General features: G+C 57.4%; 12 protein-coding genes and 1 pseudogene. 5 read left to right on the top strand and 8 right to left on the bottom strand.

Annotation, left to right across the window (positions count from 1 at the left end; translation table 11 throughout):
• Nucleotides 1-108: 108 nt before the first annotated feature.
• The gene (locus QP981_RS01525; protein ID WP_284857354.1) at nt 109-2,286 is read right to left on the bottom strand and encodes a DEAD/DEAH box helicase; all 2,178 of its coding nucleotides are present in this window, start codon (nt 2,284-2,286) and stop codon (nt 109-111) included.
• A 712-nt stretch (nt 2,287-2,998) separates the two neighbouring features.
• On the opposite strand from QP981_RS01525, the pseudogene QP981_RS01520 reads away from it, so the two are divergent.
• Nucleotides 2,999-3,932: pseudogene (locus tag QP981_RS01520) on the top strand (bile acid:sodium symporter family protein).
• Here the strand turns inward: QP981_RS01520 and QP981_RS01515 are convergent.
• The 5 genes from QP981_RS01515 to QP981_RS01495 all read right to left on the bottom strand — a co-directional run bounded on the left by QP981_RS01515 (nt 3,929) and on the right by QP981_RS01495 (nt 10,047).
• Complete coding sequence (locus QP981_RS01515; protein WP_502869548.1) at nt 3,929-5,311, bottom strand: MFS transporter; 1,383 nt, start codon at nt 5,309-5,311, stop codon at nt 3,929-3,931. The pseudogene QP981_RS01520 and the gene QP981_RS01515 sit on opposite strands and share 4 nt — an antisense overlap.
• A gap of 52 nt (nt 5,312-5,363) precedes the next feature.
• On the bottom strand, nt 5,364-6,365 hold the full coding sequence (locus QP981_RS01510; RefSeq protein WP_284857356.1) for a DNA cytosine methyltransferase: 1,002 nt from the start codon (nt 6,363-6,365) through the stop codon (nt 5,364-5,366).
• A 164-nt stretch (nt 6,366-6,529) separates the two neighbouring features.
• On the bottom strand, nt 6,530-7,459 hold the full coding sequence (locus QP981_RS01505) for a NaeI family type II restriction endonuclease (RefSeq protein WP_284857357.1): 930 nt from the start codon (nt 7,457-7,459) through the stop codon (nt 6,530-6,532).
• A gap of 110 nt (nt 7,460-7,569) precedes the next feature.
• Nucleotides 7,570-8,709: a trypsin-like serine protease gene (locus QP981_RS01500; protein ID WP_284857358.1), complete on the bottom strand. Its 1,140-nt coding sequence runs from the start codon at nt 8,707-8,709 to the stop codon at nt 7,570-7,572.
• 255 nt (nt 8,710-8,964) lie between these two features.
• Nucleotides 8,965-10,047 carry a chymotrypsin family serine protease gene (locus QP981_RS01495; protein ID WP_284857359.1) on the bottom strand — a complete coding sequence of 361 codons (1,083 nt, stop codon included), beginning with the start codon at nt 10,045-10,047 and terminating at the stop codon, nt 8,965-8,967.
• Nucleotides 10,048-10,324: 277 nt separating this feature from the next.
• Between QP981_RS01495 and QP981_RS01490 the strand changes: the two genes are divergently transcribed.
• The gene (locus QP981_RS01490) at nt 10,325-10,879 is read left to right on the top strand and encodes a hypothetical protein (RefSeq protein ID WP_284857360.1); all 555 of its coding nucleotides are present in this window, start codon (nt 10,325-10,327) and stop codon (nt 10,877-10,879) included.
• A gap of 28 nt (nt 10,880-10,907) precedes the next feature.
• Here the strand turns inward: QP981_RS01490 and QP981_RS01485 are convergent, their stop codons facing one another.
• Together QP981_RS01485 and QP981_RS01480 are read right to left on the bottom strand one after the other, a co-directional pair.
• On the bottom strand, nt 10,908-11,738 hold the full coding sequence (locus QP981_RS01485; RefSeq protein ID WP_070601567.1) for a hypothetical protein: 831 nt from the start codon (nt 11,736-11,738) through the stop codon (nt 10,908-10,910).
• Between the two features lie 198 nt (nt 11,739-11,936).
• The gene (locus tag QP981_RS01480; protein WP_284857362.1) at nt 11,937-12,749 is read right to left on the bottom strand and encodes a (2Fe-2S)-binding protein; all 813 of its coding nucleotides are present in this window, start codon (nt 12,747-12,749) and stop codon (nt 11,937-11,939) included.
• A 187-nt stretch (nt 12,750-12,936) separates the two neighbouring features.
• On the opposite strand from QP981_RS01480, the gene QP981_RS01475 reads away from it, so the two are divergent.
• The 3 genes from QP981_RS01475 (at nt 12,937) to QP981_RS01465 (ending at nt 21,455) form a co-directional block, all read left to right on the top strand.
• A complete protein-coding gene (locus QP981_RS01475; RefSeq protein ID WP_284857363.1) occupies nt 12,937-13,755 on the top strand; it encodes a hypothetical protein in 819 nt (272 codons plus the stop codon).
• Nucleotides 13,756-13,813: 58 nt separating this feature from the next.
• Nucleotides 13,814-17,683, top strand: a complete 3,870-nt coding sequence (locus QP981_RS01470; protein WP_284869998.1) for an ABC transporter ATP-binding protein — start codon at nt 13,814-13,816, stop codon at nt 17,681-17,683.
• Between the two features lie 103 nt (nt 17,684-17,786).
• Complete coding sequence (locus QP981_RS01465) at nt 17,787-21,455, top strand: multifunctional oxoglutarate decarboxylase/oxoglutarate dehydrogenase thiamine pyrophosphate-binding subunit/dihydrolipoyllysine-residue succinyltransferase subunit (RefSeq protein WP_284857366.1); 3,669 nt, start codon at nt 17,787-17,789, stop codon at nt 21,453-21,455.
• Nucleotides 21,456-21,743: the final 288 nt, after the last annotated feature.

The raw sequence follows: 21,743 nt of genomic DNA, 5'->3' as shown, positions 1-21,743 counted from the left end.
GAAAGTACATGCGTACCGGCAGTTTTTTATTTTCTAGGTCAGTGCCAAGGGCGGTCGTCGGTCGTCGCCTGACGACGCCCCCCCCCCAGCTCACCTCACCTAGCAGGTTTAGCGGCGTCCGCCTCGGTAACCACCGCGACGGTCATCACGGCCACCACGGTAGCCACCGCGACCGCGACCGCCACCACGACGGTCATCGCGACCGCGACCACGGCCACCGAAATCGTCACCGTCATCGAAGTTGCCACGGTAGCCACCACGGCCACGGCCACCACCACGACGGTCATCGCGACCGCGACCACCACGGTATCCTCCGCGACCGCGGCCGCCATCACGACGATCGCCACGGTAGCCACCACGGCCACCGCGGTAGTTATCGCTGTCGTCGACCGAGGTGCCGTCGTCAAGCTTCAGCCCAATGAGCTGGCCGGAGATGCGGGTATCGGAGAGGTTGTTGATGACTTCTTGCGGCAGGTTGGCCGGCAGTTCGACCAGTGTGTGGTCGCCACGGATGTCGATGTGTCCGAAGTCCTTGGAGGACAGGCCACCCTCGTTGGCGATGGCGCCGACGATGGCACCCGGGCGGACGTGCTGGCGACGACCGACGCTGATGCGGTAGGTTGCGGTGCCCTCGCGGTCGAACTCGACCAGGTCAGCACGCTTGCCCTGACCGCGCTCACCGCGGGAGCGACCATCGCGGCCACGGTTGCGGTCGCGGTCGAAACGATCACGGTCACGGTCGTTACGACGGCCACGCGGCGGTTCCTTCATTAGGAAGTCGCCCGACTGTGCCTGCGCAGCGATAGCGGCGGCGATATCAACCAGTGGGGTGTCGTGCTCTTCTGCGTACTCCTCGATGAGCTCACGGAAGACCGGAACCTGCGAATCAGCAAGCGCCTCGGTCAAGTCATCAGCGAACTTCTGCTTGCGAGAGTCGTTGACCTCATCGACGGTCGGCAGCTTCATCTCGTGCAGCTGCGACTTGGTTGCACGCTCAATCGAGCGCAGCAGGCGTCCCTCACGCGGGGTGACAAAGAGCAGCGCCTCGCCGGAGCGGCCAGCGCGGCCGGTACGACCGATGCGGTGGACGTAGGACTCGGTGTCGTGCGGAATGTCGTAGTTGACCACGTGGGAAATGCGGTCAACGTCCAGGCCACGAGCAGCCACATCGGTTGCCACCAGGATGTCCAGGCGACCGTCCTTGAGCTGATCAATCGTGCGCTCACGGAGAGTCTGCGGGATGTCGCCGTTGATGGCGGCAGCGGAGAATCCGCGGGCACGCAGCTTCTCGGCGAGCTCCTCGGTCTCGTGCTTGGTGCGCACGAACATGATCATCGCTTCGAATTCCTCGACCTCGAGGATGCGGGTCAGCGCGTCCAGCTTGTTGCGGTGGCTGACCATCAGGAAGCGCTGGCGAATGTTGTCCGCAGTGCGAGTCTGGGACTTGACGGTAATCTCTTCCGGCTCCGTCAGGTACTGCTTGGACAGGCGACGAATCGCAGCCGGCATGGTAGCCGAGAACAGCGCGACCTGCTTGTCATCCGGGGTGTCGGCAAGAATGCGCTCGACATCCTCCTGGAAGCCCATCTGCAGCATCTCATCGGCCTCGTCCAGTACCAGGAAGCGCAGGTCGGAGATGTCCAGCGAGCCCTTCTCCAGGTGGTCGATGACACGACCAGGCGTGCCGACGATAATCTGCGCACCTCGGCGCAGACCCGACAGCTGCACTCCATAGGACTGACCACCGTAGATTGGCAGGACCTGAATCTTGCCCAGGTGATCAGCAAACGACTGGAAGGAATCCGCAACCTGGAGCGCCAGCTCACGGGTCGGAGCGAGCACCAGAGCCTGTGGTGCACGGACGGAGCGATCAATGCGAGCCAGAATCGGCAGCGCAAACGCCGCGGTCTTACCGGTACCAGTCTGAGCCAGGCCGACGACGTCGCGGCCGCTCATCAGAGTCGGGATAGTTGCAGCCTGAATTGGGGACGGAGTCTCAAACCCAACCTTGCGAACTGCATTGACAATGTCATCCGGCAGCTCAAGCTCATCGAAGCCGACGGTGTCGTCGCCGTTGTCGTCTTTGTTCTTTTCGGCCTTCTTCTCGGCCTTTTCGGACTTTTCCTTGACCTCGGCCTTTTCGGTCTTTTCCTCAGCGGCCTTCTCTTCGACCACCGGTGCTTCCTCGGCCACTACATCCTCGGCCTTCACAATTGCGTCCTCGCGGTTTTCGCGCTGATCCTCGCGGTTTTCCTCGACGCTGCCATTCATTTCATTATTAGCCATTTGGGGCTCTTCCTGGGCCTTTTCGCCCGCACACTCAATATTCAACAGTTGATTACTCACAGTTGGGTCGCACATACATGACCCGCCCAATTTACGTTCTTGTTTTTCAGTGCTCTCACGTCGGAATTGCGATGACATCGCTTCTCTTGCACATACTTCGAAAAATTGCGCCCAAACCCAATTCAGCTTTTACTTCCGAGGAGGGGCGCCCATCATGCACTATGCACTTTCAAGCGTTTCACCAGCGAATTTATACCGCTGCCAGATTCTCTGCGACATTGTCGTCAGGATTTCACACCGATTGCCCAGACTACGCCACCGTCGGTCAAAAAACCATTTCCTGTCCGCAAGGTCACGACACTAGGCGGTCGGTTTCTTGGATGAGGCTCGGCGCTTGGGCCGTGGTTAAGCGAGCGCATTGCACCCACTTCGGGGTGCCTATTTTGTAATTTCCTGGGGTGAGGTGGCTAACATTTTCCCTACAAGTTTGTACACATATCAGCTATTTTCCGCCGTGGAACACCCACCGTTCGGCGGACTTTTGCAACTACACAACGTATAAACCCAAGGTCACTCGAAAATGCCCAGCAATAGTAATTCATCTGAACCGCAGCCGTCATCGCCCCGGCAGTCCCCGCTAAAACCACATTATCCCGACGAGTTTTCTGGGAATGGCGGGCAGCCGGATACACAGCCGTCGAAGCTCTCGGCAATGATTGAAGTTCTCGGGTTTCCGGGCTTTATTTTGGCGGGTTCGGCGCTGGCATTCTTCTTCCCCGCCCCGTTTACTCCGCTGACGGATTACATCACGTACTTCCTGATGATCATCATGTTCGCGATGGGCCTCACCCTGACCATCCCGGACTTTAAGCAGGTCGCTAAGCGCCCGTTGGCGATTCTCTTCGGCGTCATTGCGCAGTTTGCGCATCATGCCACTGCTGGCGATTGCCGTGGCTAAAGTCCTCGGACTCAACCCGGCACTCGCCGTCGGCCTGCTGATGCTGGGATCCGTCCCCGGCGGCACCTCGTCGAACGTCATCGCTTACCTAGCACGCGGTGACGTCGCGCTGTCCGTCGCGATGACCAGCGTGTCGACGCTAGTTTCGCCAATCATGACGCCATTTCTCATGCTCGTGCTTGCCGACGCGCACACGGAGGTCGACGGCCTCGGGATGGCGTGGAGCCTCTGCCAGACAGTCCTCCTGCCTGTGGTTGGTGGCCTGGTTATTCGCGTTGTGGCCGGCTCGTTTATTAATAAGATCCTGCCGATTCTGCCGTGGATTTCTATCCTCGGTATCGGTGGCGTGGTCTTCGGTGCCGTAGCCAAGAACGCAGAGAGCCTAGCGAACATTGGCCTGATTGTGTTTGTGGCTGTGATCATCCACAACGTTCTGGGCTACGTGCTCGGCTTCTTTGCAGGCCAGCTGGTCGGGATGCCAACTGCGGGCAAGCGCACGGTGGCCGTGGAGGTCGGCACGCAATCCGCGGGTCTGTCCTCCGGTATGGCAGCGAAGTTCTTTACCCCGGAGGCAGCGCTTCCCGGCGCGGTGGCCGCTGTGGTGCACAACATCACTGGCGCAATCTACGTGGCTATTTGCCGAAAGCTCGATGAAGGCAAGGAAACTAGCGAATCCGCTTCTGCTTAAGCTGTTTTCGCTTTGGCTTCTTTGGCTCCGCTGTTCGACGAGTGGGCTGGTAGAGTCTCTCGCCCGAAGATCCAGCCCACCATTGCGACCAGCGAAATGACACCGCAAACAAAGAAACCGGCCTTGAACCCTGCGGCATCCACAATTGCGCCGACAATCAGCGGGCCAGAGATCGCTCCGAAGTCCTGAGCCATCTGGAAACTGGCGAGCACCTTTCCACCTTGGCGGTTGGCGCCGATGACGTCGGCAAGCACAGCCTGCTGCGATGGATTGATCATGCCAGCGCCGAAGCCGGCGAGGACTGAGAGAATCAGTAGCGGAATGGCACCGCTGCTAAATCCGATAGCGCCCGTGAACACGCCGTTGATGAACAGGCCCGTGATGAGCAGAGGGCGACGGCCGATGCGGTCGGAGAGACGGCCGGAAAACTGCAGTGCCGTGACATTGCCGAGCGCGAAGGCCGTCAGCGCGAAACCAGCTGTGGCAGTGGCGGCTACTGCCCCACCGCTGCCCGGTTCTGGGGTGCCAACATGGGAAAACGTTGCCGCGGCGAACAGCGGGACAATCGCGACGCGCACACCGAAGTTCGACCAACCGTTGGCGAAGGCTCCGACTAGTGCGCTTCGATATGCCGAGTCACGGATTGCCTCGGAGAACCTCAGCACCGGGGTCGTGCGCTTTGGCACTACGTGGCGAAGATGCTCCGCACTCAGCGACATGCCGACCACAATCGTTGCCACGATCAGCGCCCCACCGTAGATGAAAAACGGCACCCGCATGCCCCATGCGCCCATTGCAGCACCAATGATTGGGCCAAAGACATTGCCCAACAGGAAGGCTGTACCGTAGGCGGCCGAGCTCTTACCGCGGATCTCCGGCGGTGAAATCCGCACAATTAGCCCCATTGCCGAGACCGTGAACATCGTCGAACCGATGCCTCCGAGCGCGCGGAACGCCAGCAGTTGCCAATATGTCTGCGCGACACCGACAAGCAAAGTTGAGATTGCGACGATGCTGATGCCGGTTAGGTACGTGCGCCGATATCCGAGCTTCTCTACCAGTGAGCCCGATGCCGGTGCGAAGATAAGCCGGAAAATGGAGAACGAACTGACCACGAAGCTGGCCGCGAACACACCCACATCGAAACTGCGCGCGTACTGCGGCAAGATTGGCGCGATTAGCCCAAAGCCCAGCGCAATGATGAACGCAGCGCTGACCAGAATCCAAATCTCTCGCGGAATCGGCTGTTTAGTCCCGTCTAATTCACCCTGCCGAGGATCCAGACCTTGTGGTTTGCTTCCCACCTCCGATGCGATATCCGGCTGAGATTCGCACTTTGCTTTACGACGAAGCAGGTCGCGCGAACGGGAAGCTGACAAGGTAACGGTCCTTTCTTGCTCAGTTGACCGATTTCAATAAGAGATTCGACTCTTATACAACCATGGCCTCTTGAATCGGCACCTGTGCTGCGTTCTTATTTAGTGCATTTGAAATCGAAGTTCCCAATGCTCTTGCTACGGGAGGCGGAAATGCGTTTCCGACCTGTCTCCAGGCAGCAGTTTTCTTTCCAGAAATTTTCCACTCCGGTGGAAAACCTTGAATTAGAGCACCCATGGCAACTGTAAGCCGTGGGGGTTGATCCACTGGATCATCAGCGGCAGGCGGATACTCCGCAATTGACGACCCCTTAACCCCTAGCTTGGCCCATGCTTCTCTTGCACGCGAAGGACCGACATCTGGGCCACCATGCTTCTTAGATCCACCAACGAGAGTCGGCGCAATTTTATTCGCACGAGCTGCCCAGCTTTCCGCTCCTGGCCACCCTTGCGAAGCCATCTCCGCATATAGCGTTTCACCTACTGTCGGGGCTTCACCTTGCGGTTCAGGCCAGTGGAAAAATGGAGCATACTCCTGTTTCACAGCTACCAACACAAATCGAGGACGAAGCTGCGGAACACCGTGTTCTGAAGCATAAATCAATCGCCAATGTGGTTCATATCCAAGCCGGTAGAGTTCGTTAAGAACAGACTCTCGGTAATTTTTAAACCGCGGTTGTGACAACCCCTTCACGTTCTCCAAGAGCACTGCTTTCGGATCAGCCAAAGCGATAATTTCAAGCGCTTTGGGGAAAAGATCTCGCTCGTCATCAGCCCCGAGTTGCTTTCCGGCAATTGAAAACGGCGGGCAAGGCACACCACCAGCCACTAGATCTACGCCTTTGAAATCTGCACCGTTTAAATTGTGGACATCGTCCTCGCAAACATTCCAACGCTGTTTTGCTGCAACGAGATCATTGTCCCTATTCAAACGCAGCGTATTACAGGCATCTCGGTCGTTTTCTACGGTGCATACGTGATAGAAACCAGCCTGCTCAAGCCCCAAAGCTTGGCCACCAGCACCGGCGCAAATCTCTAGCGATGTGAACCCACTCATCTCAAACGCCACCTCCTACATCGCCAACCAATGGTCCTTCGAACTGGAAGCTATCCGATGCTCAGGATCCACCACGAAACACAATTCGAACATCCATTCGATACCTTGCTTGATAACGCCTTCTACCCTACTACCCAGAGAGATTTTACGGTCAACATACCTGATCAGAATGAAATTGGTGCCTGCACCACTGGGTCAGCGCTCGAGGCTACTCGCCAAAACTGACCGTCAATTTCCACAGGAGCCCTACCACGATGAGAATCACCAACCGACACAACTCTCAGCGCAATTAACTCATCGGAACGCAGTTTCACACCAGCCAACTGCTTCGCGATTTCCATCTGCCGCATATACTTTCCGGTCAAGATAATTATGCCCTCAGCAGCCAGAGCTGTACGCGCGCCACCATTGCCGCGTACACGCTTCATATAGTCACGCTGCTTCGCCACCGTTGCAATATCTTCTCGATTGATGACCAACCCGAGCGCCTGCCGGAAAAACTCGTTAACTCGCTTTTGTCCCGATTTATTGGCAAAGATCTTCTCGCGAGCGCTCCCCGACAAATGAAGCAATCGATTTACGGGCAACGGAGCGTCATCAAAAATCCAGTCAATTCCAGATCGAGCCGCCTGTGTAAACGTCCGCTTCCGGTCACGATTCCCGCCTTTCGTCAATTTGTCCGACGAAGCTCGCTCGACACAAACGCTGAAACAGGAATCCTCATCAGAGGAATGGAGTCCAATAATAATCTCGTTTTCAGCCTCCACCGGGATCATCCATGATCCCTTATTCATGGAAAATTTGCAGTCTACGTCAATTCCAGCGATCCGATAATCAAGATGTTTCTGTATGCCGTCATCGATGATCTCCGCAAACTCATGACGGATAGCGATTTCAATCAATGTTCCAAAATGAGTCTTCTCAGTCTTGTAAAGCTGTTCCCAGCGGTAACGCCCTGTTTTCTGGCCGTTATAGAGCAAGTAATAGGTTTCCCTAAAAACCTTTGCAAACCGATCCCCTTCTGGATCCGCTTCACGAATTAGCGCCTTTACCTTTTCAACCTCTGAATCGGCAGCATTGGTTATCTTTTGCATAGTTAAGGACCTTAAGCCACAAACCCCCTACTCCGCCACAGTGCCGGAATAGGGGGTTAAACGGAGCGTCGTAAAGCGAACGCTCTATCTACGAGACTGCAGTGACCTGATTAGAACAGGCTCGGAAGACCTGCCTGCGAGGAGAGGTTGCTGACAGCCTGTGTTGCCTGAGCGGTCGACCCCGACAGCTCCGGAATGGGCAGCTCCGGGAGAGCTGGGCTCTCCGAGATGATGTCGGCAATCTCCGGCGGGACCTCGACGCCCTCTGGAAGCAGCTCGCCAATCGGGCCCAAATCCGGCTCTTCCTGCGGGACGTGCTGGTTGGTGTACTGAACGTCCTCGTCAATCGTGCGGAACTCAGACTGCGGTTCAGTGGAGGTCTCTACCTTGAAGCGCTCGTTAACCTGGCCGTCTGGGATGTCGTACTGCTCTTCAAGAGCAACGTCAATCGGCTGGAAGCGGCTCAGCGGACCAATACCCATGGAGTTGACGCCAATGGCCTCGCGGGTCTCCGGGTTGTAGGCGTTTCCACCCGAATCGCCGTGGTCAATCGGAGCGATGGCCCAGACACCGTTGCGGACGCGGAAGACCTGGAAACCGCAGCCGCGACCAGTACGGGAACCGTCGGTGCACACGGGCTCACCGAAGTTGTCGACGGAAATCTCCATCGGGTCGAGAGTGCGCTTGTCCTCGATACCGACAATCTGAACCGGCTCGCCGTGGACGTTACCGAACTCATCCACAGAGTGGGACATGGAGGTGGTCTTGATGTCGTCCTGGACCTCAATGATGCCGTAGTCACCGCTATTGAAGAGCTCGTTGAAGAACTCCGGCATAGTGGTGTTTTCGTCGAAGTCATCCTCTTCTGGCATGACGTCGGTGCCCATGTAGTCCTTGTTGACCAGCTTGTCGCCATCCTTGGTTGGGATGAAGAACTGGCCGGTGACCTCTTCGCCGGTTTCAGTATCCTTCGCCACAACACAGTGGCCGGCAGTCATGATGACGCGATGCGAAACACCATTCTGATCCACAACGGTGCCAGGAACTCCCAGCGAGCACATCGGGGACTGGACATGACGTCCGTCGATGTTCTTGCTGCTCGGGAACGGCATTCGCAACGGCGAGCCCGGGCCGATGACAACATCCGAGTTCGCCGGCGCAGCCTCGGCTACCGTAATTCCGGGCACAAAGCCACCTGCAGCGACCGACAGTGCAGCCGTGAGTGTGGCGACCTTCTTAGAACTGGCCATAGTGTGCGCTACTCCATTTCTGTACAGAAAACTTGTCCCACTCAGTGTATTAGGGACACCTTTACAAATCTCTCCAAAAATGAAACCTAGGGTGAAATCCTCAGCCGAGAAACCGCTCATTCGTCTTCATTTCAGACTCATTAGACATCAAAAAGTTTGCTCAACAGCAATGCAAGAGCCAGAACCATCCAACGAGGATGATTCTGGCTCTCTTAACGTTTCGGGGGTGATTTTTGTCAGATTCTCAGACTGGTGCTAGCCCTCAAAGCTTGGAAGCTGAATTTCTGCCAACTGAGGTAGCTCAAAAGGCTGTGACGATTGTGACAATTGGGGCGATTGTGGCAGCTCAGGGAGTTGCGGCAGCTGCGGCAACTGGTCCACGAGATCGACTAGCTGCGGTACAGAACCTTCCTGTGAATCCTGTGAATCCTGCGCCCGGGCATACTCCTGATCCGCCGCCATATCCTCGTTGAGGGTGCGATAGGTGGAGTCGCGCTGAGCCGTGGAATCCGATACCTCGAAGTGGTCGTTTACTTGACCGTCGGGAATACCGTAGGCCTCCTGAATGGCAATATCTGCGGGCATCACACGCGAGACCGGACCGAAGGTCATCGAATTCACACCAACAACTTCTTTAGTGGTCGGATCATAGGCGTTTCCGCCAGAATCGCCATGGTCAACGCCAATACCAACCGTCCAGATACCGTTTCGAGCTCGGAATACCTGGTATCCGCAGGCACGTCCGGTGCGCATACCGTCCTTACAGATAGGCTTGCCAAAATTATCGAAGGAGACTTCGCCACGCGGCAGGTCTTCATTGTCCTGAATGCCAGTCATCATTACGGGCTCCCCGTAGCTCTGACCGTTTTCATCAATGGAGTAACTTGCGCCGGTAGTCTCTACGTCCGGATCCAGGTTGATTATTCCGTAGTCCGCGCCATTAAAGCCTGCCGGCAACGACTCCAGTCCGGCATCTTCCTGCGGCAATTCCCAACGATGGGCACCTGCGGTACCAATGCGCTTATCACCTTCAGTGGTTGGCACATACACCTCACCAGTGACGATTGGCAGACCCACATCCGGAGCATCATTCAGGCAGTGCCCTGCGGTCAACATGACCCGATGCTTCTCCCCGTTGCGGTCCGTCACCGTCCCCGGAACACCCGCCGAACACATCGGCGAGTTGATATTTCGATACCCATCCCACGGACTTCCCTCCATGGGTGTTCGAATCGGGTCACCCGGACCAACCACGACAGCATGTGCAGCGACCGGGGCCACCAAGGACAAAAGTGCTGCGAAAGCCGCTACCGCCAGTCGACTTCTTGCGTGCTTCATTGAGACGAATCTTTCAGATTTTTAGTTTTTCTTTAGGGCCACTACTCACACTAATCCACCACCCCACCCCCGGAAATAGTGTTTTCTCAGACTCTTGGGCTTTTACAAAAGTCGTTATCGAATCGTTTCCACAACCCCACGCGTCCCTGCAATAACACCAGACACCTAGCCAATTGACTACCCCCACTTGGGTAGCCCACTGATACTAATCTTATTTCGAACACGAGTTCTAGGCGTTCGAAAAAATAAGTCCGGGGTGTTCGATAACTTGTGAGCCATGAGTACAACAAACGAGTTTCCCATTCATCGCCGCCTCGCCCTTCCCCCGCTATCCGGCACCTACCGTGCAGAATGTTCTGAAGACCTCGACCTCATCCGCACCATCCTCTGCCACCCAACCATCGGCCGAAGGCATTCGCCCGGCGCGCTGGATCACACCTTCTCGCTTCCCGACGGGCCTGTGGTCACCGTCCGAGCGTCGCGGATAGCGCTTCCTCGCGCACTAGTCTCTCAGCTTGCCGACGTGCACGCGGAATACTTCATCCTGAAGGATGAGCCCATGTTCATGTACTCCGTTTCCGTCAAGGTGGAATCCTCATCGGAGGTAGTCCTCCGCGGAATTGGCGGTTCGAATCGGACGCGGGAAGAAAACCGCCGACGTACTCGGGCTGTGGCTGAGGCTCTCCATCGAGCGCAGGACTGCAGCAAGATACACGAAAACGGCACTGACCTCGCACTCCCCGGGCGCCGTTATAGCTGGATTGGCACCAGGGACGCGCGGCCACTGCCGTGTCCTAGCGAGCTCTTTTCTTCTCGCCCATCAGCGGCTTAGCACTGGTCACCGCACTGCCGCAGTACGGCTACTCGCTGTCATCGCCTTCTTCGTCGTCCTCGTCGTCATAGTCGCCATCGTCGTAGAGGTCATCATCGTCCTCGTCGTCATCATCCTCGTCCAAGGAGGCAACGTGATCAGAGTAGATGTACTCTGCATACCCGTCATCAACGGGTGCCAGCTGATCTTCCCATTCCTCTGCGCGGTCCACCACGAGCGCAAGGACATCCATCAGCTTGTCAAAGTCCTTGAAGGTGCCCAGTGTCAGAACCTCATTGCGCAAGGTCTGGATGTCAGAGTAGAGGTCAGCGAACATTTTGCGACGGTCATCATCGGTGAGAACCGTTTCGGTGTCCGAGTCCCAGAACTCCGCGATGGCCTGATCGACGATGTCGTCCAAGTTCGCGTCCTGGGAGATGAAGCGGACGTGTGCGCTGGGCTCGTTGTTGTGGGCAGTTACCAAAACCTGTACCAACGAGGAGGTACCAACTTCGGAGGTAACCAGAGTTGCCTCTTCGGGGTCCTGTTCAAACTCCAGGTCAGCAATGCGGTCATCGTCGCCATCGAGCAGAGTGCGAAGCAGGCCAACAACCTGGTCAGTAGCTACATGGTGAGCGACTGCTGCGACGGCGTCTTCGACGGAGAATACAGCGGAGACCAGAACAGCTTCGAACTCGTCGTCCTCATCATCCACATCGGCAGCGGCTACGTAAACTTCGGCAGCCGGGATGTCCTCATCAATGGTGACGAACTGAACCTCCAGGTCAGAGGTAATGGGAACGAAGAGGGTGTCATCGTTGACACGACTTTCAATGCCCTCGCGGTCCAGTGCCGCAGCAATCTGCTCGAAAAAGCTCATGGGTGGAATCCTCCCTTGAAAGATAATTGGCCTCTACCCGCAGCCAATCGTAGCGACAAACGCGCAATCATGGGGCGGCTCATGCCCCCGGCAATTGCTGCGAAAGATCACGCCGGCAGTGCGCGTGCTACATCAAAGCCGCCAACGCGGCCGGTTGAGGGGCAGGCCGCCAGCTGTCGATTCTCGAAAACAGAGCGCTCAGTAGCGTGCCCAGAGTTGATGACGTTCCTCACGCGAACGTTTCGGACACGAGACACACAGATCGGCGTCTGGGCTGTGATAAATCATGCAGCAAGTAGCTCTCTCCAGGTGAGTAACTACATCGAAGTCCGGTTCTTCTCCCGATTCCGCGGCGGCTTCGTCCCAGGGGCGCACCTCGCCTCCACAGGAATCCATGAAACGAGGAAGAGGAACCCGATGTACTCGCTGTATTCCCTCAACGACATGTTTGCCAATAAGCGCTCCGCGCCAGGGCTCCATCAGCTCATTACCGGCGGATATTGCGGCGTTAGCTACGGCATCGGCAGCCACGGCCCAAAGAGGTGCAGGCTTGATTTCCCCGACTTCTCCAACGATCTGAGCCAACGGCTCCAAGAAATGAGCCAGTGCTTCGCCGGAATCCTTCAGCTCATCCGCATCCTCAGCGGAAATGCTTTCAAACCGTTGAGCTTGAAATCCAACCCAATAGTCATCTCGGAGAAATGTGAACCAAGAAGACCACTGCCACACTGGAACTCGATCGGAAACCAACACGCATGCCAGCGATGGCCCCACCAATGCTCCGCACATGGACCACCACCACAACTGCGCTTGGAAACGGGTATCGCCCGCAACCTCAGGCATGGGAAACAGCTTTCTCCCGGCCTCAATTCCGGCAGTTACAGCTTCGGTTGAAAGGTGCCAATCCGCAGCACCGTCGTGAGGAATGACATCTGCGGAAAACCGGGGAAAGTCCGCCAATAGCTGGGAGTACTCGGGAGGCAAAGCGGCACCCCGCGTGACATCGTTCACCAGTCTCACCCTATCTATCGACTTTGGTGGTCGCCGTACACCTGCCCATTTTTCCACCAACTACGGAATTTCCCCACAGCTCAGTAGTGTTTATATGGGCATATGGCTCTCAACGGACCCGTTTAGGAGGTCTACTACTTTGTTCAAAAAGACGAAGAAGGATTCAACTCGCACAGTAACTGATGCAGTGAACTCAACTCCCGAAGCCATCGAACGTGATGCCGGAAAACTGGGAACCCTTCTTATCCAAACACTGGATAAGACTATGAGCTGGCAGTCGTCTGCCATCACCGGTTACGTGAGTTCCCTGCACAAGCGCAAAAAAGATGAAACTCCGGCGCAAGTGCAGGAACGTATTGATGCCCACTACCTCAACCTGGTCACCGGCACCGGTGGTGCTGCCGGCGGCAGCGCGGTTCTTCCCGGCGTCGGCATGATCACGGGCCTAGCTGCAGTTACCGGTGAATCACTGCTGTTCCTGGAAGCATCGGCCTGGTACACACTGGCCTCAGCAACTCTGCGCAATATTGATATCACCGATCCACAACGCCGTCGCACGTTGATTCTTGCGGCCATGAGTGGTTCTGAGGGAACAGCTATTATGGCTTCTCTGCTTGGCGAAGAATCACTGCGGAAGCAGACGAAAACCTCCGTGAACTCTCTACTGCCACGGCTTGGCGTTCCGCAGCTGGGTGCAGCAAACCGCCTGCTGATTCGCGAGGCACGCAAGCGCTTGATGAAGAACGCTCGTCTGGCCATCATCGGTAAGATTTTGCCATTCGGAATTGGCGCCGTGGTTGGGGCCTCCGCAAACCGCAAGCTCGGTGGCATTCTTATCAGCTCCACTCGCGCATCTCTGGGCCCACTTCCCCAGGATTGGTCGGACTTTGAACGAAAGCTACCGGCTAAATCCAACACCTCTGAGGACTCGAAGAAGGACTCAAAGTCATCGAGGTTCTCTATTCCCTCGGCACTGAAGTGGCCGAAGAAAGAGAAGAATAAGTAGTTCCTCTTACTCCGATTACCCTTCAGCGACGTTTTTCAATGGAAGAGCGGTACCCACCATGACCCAGAGCAAATCCCGCAGAACCTCTCCCATGAAGTTCTTGTGGAAACAGTCTCTTCACAGGCCACTACCGCTCTATGGTGTCGTTGTTGCAGCGCTAATCGTTGTCGGACTGGAGTCCGTACTTCCGCTTCTCACTAGAGATGCCATTGATGTGGCAACGGGCTCTTCCGATGGCGGTGTCCCCGCGCGCCTACTGCCTTCCCTAGCTCCCCTGCAGGCAGTCATTTCCGTCTTTCTGGCCATCGCGTTAGTACGCTTCGTCGCCCAGGTGGGGCGCAGATTCTTCTCCGGCAAACTCTCCATTGATGTTCAGCACGACCTGCGACTAAAGATCCTTCGCTCCCTACAAAACCTCGATGGTCCGGCACAAGACCGAGTCAACACTGGCCAGGTTGTATCGCGGTCAATTTCCGACCTCCAGGCAGTGTCCGGACTACTGGCGATGTTGCCGTTGACGCTGGGATCCGTCGTCAAGCTGTTCATCACTATCGGCATCATGCTCGCCCTTTCGCTGCCCCTGACACTGGTCGGCCTCGCCGTGGTGCCAGCGATTGTCTACATTGCAGTGAATTCGCGTGACAAACTCCATGCCGCAACCTGGGCTGCCCAACATCAAGCAGGCGAGATTGCCGGACAAGTCGAGGAAACCGTTTCCGGCATCCGCGTTGTCAAGGCGTTTGCGCAAGGTGACAACGAAGTTGCGAAGATGGAGCGTAACTCGTCGCTGCTCTATTCCCTCCGGCTGCGAGCGGCGAAACTCAGCGCTCGATTCCAACCGGCGCTGCAGTCGTTGCCTCAACTCTCCCTCGTCGGAAATATCGCGGTCGGTGGCTGGCTCGCGATTAACGGGCACATCACTCTAGGCACGTTCGTAGCTTTTGCCACGTATCTCACCAGCCTGACTGCCCTGTCGCGTCTGGTCTCCAACATGGTCATCTCGATACAGCTGACGTCGGCAAGCATCGACCGCATTTCCGATGTAATCGACGCACGACCAGACAACCCCGAACCCACCGACGCGCTTCCTCTCCCCGACGGCCCTGTTGGCATCAGCTTCAACCACGTCACTCACAGCCGTGGCGGACACACGCTTATCGACGATGTCTCATTCTCCGTCGCGCCAGGTGCGACCTTAGCGCTGATTGGCCCACCGGGGTCCGGAAAGACTATCGCCACAGAACTACTCGGCCGTCACTATCTGCCGGATTCGGGAACTATCACTATCGATGCGCCCAGCCACGGCACATCCACAGATACCGCACGCATTCTTTCCAGCGACGTATATGACGCTATTACTGTCGTTCCGGACACTCCTTATCTATTTGCGGGCACGTTACGTGAGAACATCGCATTCGCCAACCCCGCGGCATCCCAGGAAGAGATTAACGCCGCAGCGACCGCCGCCCAGGTCAACTTCGTCGACGACCTGCCTCAGGGGTGGGACACAGCCATCGGCGAGCGGGGGCATAATCTCTCCGGCGGACAAGCTCAACGCGTCGCGTTAGCACGGGCATTTCTTGCCCGTCCTCGAGTTTTGGTTCTCGATGACGCAACCTCCGCAATCGATGCTGTAACAGAGTTGGAAATCTTCAACGCGCTGACCTCACAGCTGGCGGATACGACAATTGTCATTGTTGCGCATCGATCTTCCACTCTCGAACAGGCGGACCACATCGCCATTTTCGAAGATGGTGCCATCACCGGCATTGGAACCAAGGCCGAACTGATTACTTCTCATCCGCGCTTCACCGAGCTGATGGACATCGACCTGAGCGCCTACCCCGAAATCGAAAACCTCGTTCTCGACCCCATCGACAGTGAGGACCCCAGCCCCGAGGAGCTCTGGCCCGACGAATCCGCACCAACCCCTGACGACTCCACTTCAGACATTACTTCGCGGCTTCCCAGAGGGGCCACTTCTCAAATGAGCCGCGGGGTAGGCCGAGCCGGAGGAGGTCCAGGTGGTCCCGGTGGTCCCGGTGGCCGCGGCGGCGGTCGTGGTGGCATGGGGGCGGCTCTCGCCAATGCTCCTGCGACGCCTGAGCTTCTCGAGCGTGTGCGAAACCTCCCACCCGCTACCGAAAAACCGCGTGTGCCCGCTGCGGCACTCGACAACTCCGAGCTTTTTTCTCTGCGCCGGCTGCTCTCCTATGTCCGCGGCCTATTTATAAGTGTCATTGCGCTGCTCGCCCTCATTGCCGTTGCCGATCTGGCGTTCCCCATGCTCGTGCGCTACGCCATTGACCACGGCATCAGTGAGCACAATGAGGCCGTGCTGTGGGCCTGCGCCGCAGGTGGCTTGGCGACGGTCCTCATCAGTTGGCTTGCCGTAGCCACAAATGCTGTTATTACTGCGCGCACTGGTGAGCGGCTGCTCTATGCCCTGCGTGTGCGCTGCTACCGTCACCTGCAGTCGCTTGGCATTAACTACTTCGAGGCCAATCGCTCGGGCGTCATCATGACCAGGATGACAACCGACATCGACGCGCTTTCCTCGTTCCTGCAAACGGGACTGGCAGAAGGGGCTATCGCCGCGTTTACTCTGCTCGGTGTCACGGCGCTGTTGCTTGCCACACAGGTGTCACTCGCCGCGGTGGCGTTGGCGTCGCTTCCCATCATTGTGGTGGCCACCCTGGTATTCCGCCGAATCTCCTCGCGCCTATACAAGGCTGCACGCGAGCAGCTCTCCTCAGTCAACGCTGATTTTCAGGAGACCATTGGTGGGCTTCGCGAGATTCAGATGTACCACCGCGTCGCCGATATCGAATCTTCCTTTACCGAGGAATCCGATAAATACCGCGCAATTCGTCAGCGAGCGCAGCTGGCCGTGGCTCTATTCTTCCCCGGCATCAACTTCGTCTCTGAGTTGGCTACAGCCGCGGTATTGGCTGTCGGCGCCCAACAGGTTGCTTCGGGAACCACGACGCCCGGCGTACTCGTCGCCTTCACGCTGTACCTGGGGATGCTCTTTGGCCCGATTCAACAGCTTTCCCATGTTTTCGACGGCTACCAGCAGGCGAAGGTCGGCCTCAATCGCATTAGTGACCTCCTACAGACCGCCCCCATGCCAGATCACGGCACTACTGACGGCGCGTCCCGCGCAGCTGCTGGCGACCTGCGCTTAGACAAGGTGACCTTCTCCTACCCCGCCGCCGACTCTGAGCACGAACGCCCGCAGGTTCTCGATGCTCTCGATTTGCAGATTCCTGCCGGAGAAACAGTCGCAATTGTCGGATCCACCGGCGCCGGAAAATCAACAATCATTAAGTTGTTTGCCCGTTTCTACGACCCAGTTGGCGGCGTGGTGCGAGCCTCCGAAACTGACATCCGCGACTTCCCTCTTAACGATTGGCGACGCACCCTCGGCTATGTCCCCCAAGAATCACACCTGTTTTCGGGGACAGTAGCAACAAATATTTCCTACGGTTTGCCAGACAGCAGTCGTGCTGAAATTCAGCAGGCCGCGAAAAACGTCGGTGCCCTCAGCACCATTGCCAGCCTGCCCGGTGGCTTCCACCACCCCGTCGGCCCAGATGGCCGAGGGCTCTCATCCGGACAGCGTCAGCTCATCGCACTCGCTCGTGCCGAAATGATGCATCCTGAACTGCTGCTTCTCGACGAAGCCACCGCGACACTCGACCCTGCAACAGAGTCGGCAATCCTTGAAGCCACTGACCGTGCGTCGCGTCAACGCTCGGCAATTATTGTGGCCCACCGCCTGGCTACGGCGGCTCGGGCCAACCGGATTTTGGTACTTGACCACGGGCGTATTGTCGAGGACGGCTCCCATGATGAGCTTCTAGCGGCGGGTGGCCAATACGCAGAGCTCTGGAGCAAGTACCATATGGGGAGCGCGACGGTGTAGTAATTCAGAATTTTCGTTATCCTTGAATGACACTTTGACGCTTGCGCTAATTAGAATAAACGTGAGTTAGTAAAACTAAGACGAAAAGAGGCGAGTACCTGCCGTGAGCAGCGACATGAGCTTCGGCCAGAACGAATGGCTGGTCGACGAGATGTACCAGCAATTCCAGAAGGATCCACAATCTGTGGGTCAGGAATGGCGCGAATTCTTCGCAACCCACACTCCGTCCCACAAGGGCGAGGACCTTTCCGATATGGCAAAGCCCGCAGCAGCCACGAAGGAGGAAGCTAAGGCAACCGGACGTCGTGAATCCAAGGGGGTCGAACCAACTAAGACCCCGAACAAGCCGGCGTCTCCGAAGCCGAAGAAGTCCCCGATGGATGCAGCAGCCAAGGTTTCGGCTGTTGAATCCGGCGAGGAGCCTCTGAAGGGCGTCGCACGGGCTATCGCTAAGAACATGGATGTCTCCCTGGAGATGCCGACTGCAACGTCGGTTCGCGATATGTCGGCACGTCTGATGTTTGAAAACCGCACCCTGGTTAACAATCATCTGGCACGCGCCCGCGGCGGCAAGATCTCCTTCACTCACATCATTGGTTACGCCATGGTGAAGGCCGTCATGCTCCACCCGGACATGAACAACAACTACAAGGTTGTTGACGGCAAGCCAGTTCTGGTTACCCCGGAGCACATTAACCTCGGCCTCGCCATTGACATGCCAGCTAAGGACGGCTCTCGTTCGCTCGTAGTTGCCGCTATCCGCGAATGTGAGACCCTGACCTTCAAGCAGTTCGTCGACGCTTACGAGGACATCGTCGTTCGTGCTCGCCACGGCAAGCTGACCGGTAAGGACTTCCAGGGTGTCACCATTTCCCTGACTAACCCGGGCGGTATCGGCACTCGCCACTCCGTCCCGCGCCTGACCAAGGGCCAGGGCGCGATTATCGGTGTCGGTTCCATGGATTACCCGGCTGAGTTCGCCGGCGCTTCCGCGGACCGTCTGGCAGAGATGGGCATCGGCAAGCTGGTGACCATCACCTCTACGTACGATCACCGCATTATCCAGGGTGCAGAGTCCGGTGAGTTCCTGCGTACGATGAGCAACCTGCTCGTCGACGACAAGTTCTGGGACCACATCTTCGAGACCATGCACGTTCCTTACACCCCAATTCGTTGGGCACAGGACCTGCCAAACACGGGTATCGACAAGAACACTCGCGTTATGCGTCTGATTGAGGCCTACCGCTCTCGCGGTCACTTGCTGGCTGACATCGATCCGCTGCGTTACGACCAGCCGAATACTGCTGCTCCGAACCACGCCGACCTGGATATCCAGGAGCACGGTCTGACCCTGTGGGATTTGGACCGTACCTTCAACGTCGGTGGTTTCGGTGGCAAGGAGACGATGACGCTGCGCGAGGTCCTCTCTCGCCTACGCAACGCATACTGTCTCAAGGTCGGTTCCGAGTACGCTCACATCCTCGACCGCGAAGAGCGCGAGTGGCTGGAAGAGCGCATTGAGGGCGGCCAGCCAAAGCCGTCCCACGCTGAGCAGAAGTACATCCTGCAGAAGCTGAACGCCGCTGAGGCCTTCGAGAACTTCCTGCAGACCAAGTACGTCGGTCAGAAGCGCTTCTCCCTTGAGGGCGCAGAGTCGCTGATTCCGCTGATGGACTCCGCCATCGACACCGCTGCTGGTGCTGGTCTGGATGAGGTCGTCATCGGTATGCCACACCGCGGTCGCTTGAATGTGCTCGCAAACATCGTCGGCAAGCCACTGCGCCAGATCTTCACCGAGTTCGAGGGCAACATCGACCCGGCACAGGTCGGCGGTTCTGGTGACGTCAAGTACCACCTGGGTACTACTGGCCGTCACATCCAGATGTTCGGCGAGGGTGAGATTGACGTCACTCTGACTGCGAACCCGTCCCACCTCGAGGCCGTTAACCCGGTCGTTGAGGGTCTTGCTCGTGCACGCCAGGACAAGATCAACAAGGGCGAAGAGGGATACTCCGTCATGCCGCTGCTGCTGCACGGTGATGCTTCCTTCGCCGGCCTGGGCATTGTCCAGGAGACCCTGAACCTCATGTCCCTGCGTGGTTACAAGGTCGGCGGTACCGTCCACATCGTGGTGAACAACCAGATCGGCTTCACCACTTCGCCGGACTCCGGTCGCTCCTCCTACTACGCAACCGACATTGCCAAGGCATACGGCTGCCCGGTCTTCCACGTCAACGGTGACGACCCGGAGGCTGTCGTCTGGGTCGGCCAGCTGGCTGTTGAGTACCGTAACCGCTATGGCAAGGACGTCTTCATCGACCTGGTCTGCTACCGCAAGCGCGGCCACAACGAGGCCGATGACCCGTCCATGACTCAGCCGATGATGTACAAGATCATCGACGAGAAGGAAAGCGTTCGCGCTCAGTACACCGAGGACCTCATCGGTCGCGGTGATATTTCCGAGGAAGAGTACGAAGCAGTACGCCGAGACTTCCATGACCAGATGGAAGCTGTCTTCAACGAGGTCCGCGCAGCTCAGGACGCAAAGCCGGGCGAGCAGACCGGTATCGCCGGTTCTCAGCCGCTGCCGCATGGCCTCAAGACCGGTATCGAGAAGGCTGAAATCGTCGAGATTGGTCAGTCTTACGTCAACCTCCCTGAGGGCTTCAAGATTCACCCGCGTGTTGCGCCGGTCGCTAAGAAGCGCGCGGAGATGACTCAGGAAGGTGGCATCGACTGGGGTATGGCCGAGCTGCTGGCAATCGGCTCCTTCACCGGTGCTGGCATCGACGTCCGCTTCGCAGGTGAGGATGTCCGCCGCGGTACCTTTACCTCTCGCCACGCAGTTCTGATTGACTCCGAGGACGGTTCGGAATACAACCCAATCGACGCCTACGGTAAGTCCAAGAACGGTGGTCGCTTCATGATCTACAACTCGGCTCTGACCGAGTACGCAGGCATGGGCTTCGAGTACGGCTACACCCTGGGTAACCCGGACGCAGCAGTGTTCTGGGAAGCACAGTTCGGTGACTTCGCCAACGGCGCTCAGACCACCATTGACCAGTACGTTTCCTCCGGCGAGGCCAAGTGGGGTCAGACCTCCAAGCTGATCCTGCTGCTGCCGCACGGCTACGAGGGCATGGGCCCGGACCACTCTTCGGCACGTATCGAGCGCTTCCTGCAGCTCGCAGCCGAGGGCTCCTACACCGTTGCTCAGCCGTCCGAGCCGGCTAACTACTTCCACCTGCTGCGTCGCCACGTCCTGTCCGACCTGCACCGTCCGCTGGTTGTGTTCTCGCCGAAGTCAATGCTGCGCAACAAGATGGCAGCGTCTGCTGTCGAGGACTTCACCAACCCGAACAAGTTCCGCTCGGTCATCGATGACCCGAACTTCGAGTCCAAGGACAAGTCCGGCATCAAGACCCTGCTGCTCTGCTCCGGCAAGATCTACTGGGAGCTGGAGAAGAAGCGCAAGAAGGACAAGCGCGACGATCTTGCAATCGCTCGCCTGGAGATGCTGCACCCGCTGCCGCACAACCGCCTCCGCGACATCTTCGAGTCCTACCCGGATCTTGAGGAAGTCCGCTGGGTTCAGGATGAGCCGGCTAACCAGGGTCCATGGCCGTTCCTGGCACTGAACCTCCCAGAGGTTCTGCCGGATATGCCGAAGCTGACCCGCGTTTCCCGCCGTGCACAGTCCTCCACCGCAACTGGTGTGGCTAAGGTACACCAGATTGAGGAGAAGGCTCTGCTGGAAGAGGCTCTCAAGTAGGTCTCATTGACTGGTCTTCACCAGTTAGCGTGTGAACGCTAAGGGGCTCCAACCGTTCGGTTGGAGCCCCTTTCCTGTTGCTTGGGCGATCGTTGCCAGGCATCAAGGGCGAATAGTCAAAAAGCGTGTCCGGTCGGCGTGCCACCGGGTCGGCACCATTTACTACTTAGTCCTCAATGCGAGTTACTGACTACGTTTATGACAAAAATGTCCCGGTAGGTTCAGGCGGTGAATGCATCACCACTTTCGACCAGGAGAAGTAGTGAAGCAAACCCGCCGAACGAAATA

Origin of the sequence: Corynebacterium sp. MSK047 (assembly GCF_030232285.1) — a bacterium.
Lineage (GTDB): Bacteria > Actinomycetota > Actinomycetes > Mycobacteriales > Mycobacteriaceae > Corynebacterium > Corynebacterium jeikeium_D.
This window is presented reverse-complemented; position numbering and strand designations above follow the sequence as displayed.

Coding starts and splice junctions, on each gene's coding strand:
- QP981_RS01525 (WP_284857354.1), bottom strand. CDS start 2,286: ATGGCTAATAATGAAATGAATGGCAGCGTCGAGGAAAACCGCGAGGAT.
- QP981_RS01510 (WP_284857356.1), bottom strand. CDS start 6,365: ATGAGTGGGTTCACATCGCTAGAGATTTGCGCCGGTGCTGGTGGCCAA.
- QP981_RS01505 (WP_284857357.1), bottom strand. CDS start 7,459: ATGCAAAAGATAACCAATGCTGCCGATTCAGAGGTTGAAAAGGTAAAG.
- QP981_RS01500 (WP_284857358.1), bottom strand. CDS start 8,709: ATGGCCAGTTCTAAGAAGGTCGCCACACTCACGGCTGCACTGTCGGTC.
- QP981_RS01495 (WP_284857359.1), bottom strand. CDS start 10,047: ATGAAGCACGCAAGAAGTCGACTGGCGGTAGCGGCTTTCGCAGCACTT.
- QP981_RS01490 (WP_284857360.1), top strand. CDS start 10,325: ATGAGTACAACAAACGAGTTTCCCATTCATCGCCGCCTCGCCCTTCCC.
- QP981_RS01485 (WP_070601567.1), bottom strand. CDS start 11,738: ATGAGCTTTTTCGAGCAGATTGCTGCGGCACTGGACCGCGAGGGCATT.
- QP981_RS01470 (WP_284869998.1), top strand. CDS start 13,814: ATGACCCAGAGCAAATCCCGCAGAACCTCTCCCATGAAGTTCTTGTGG.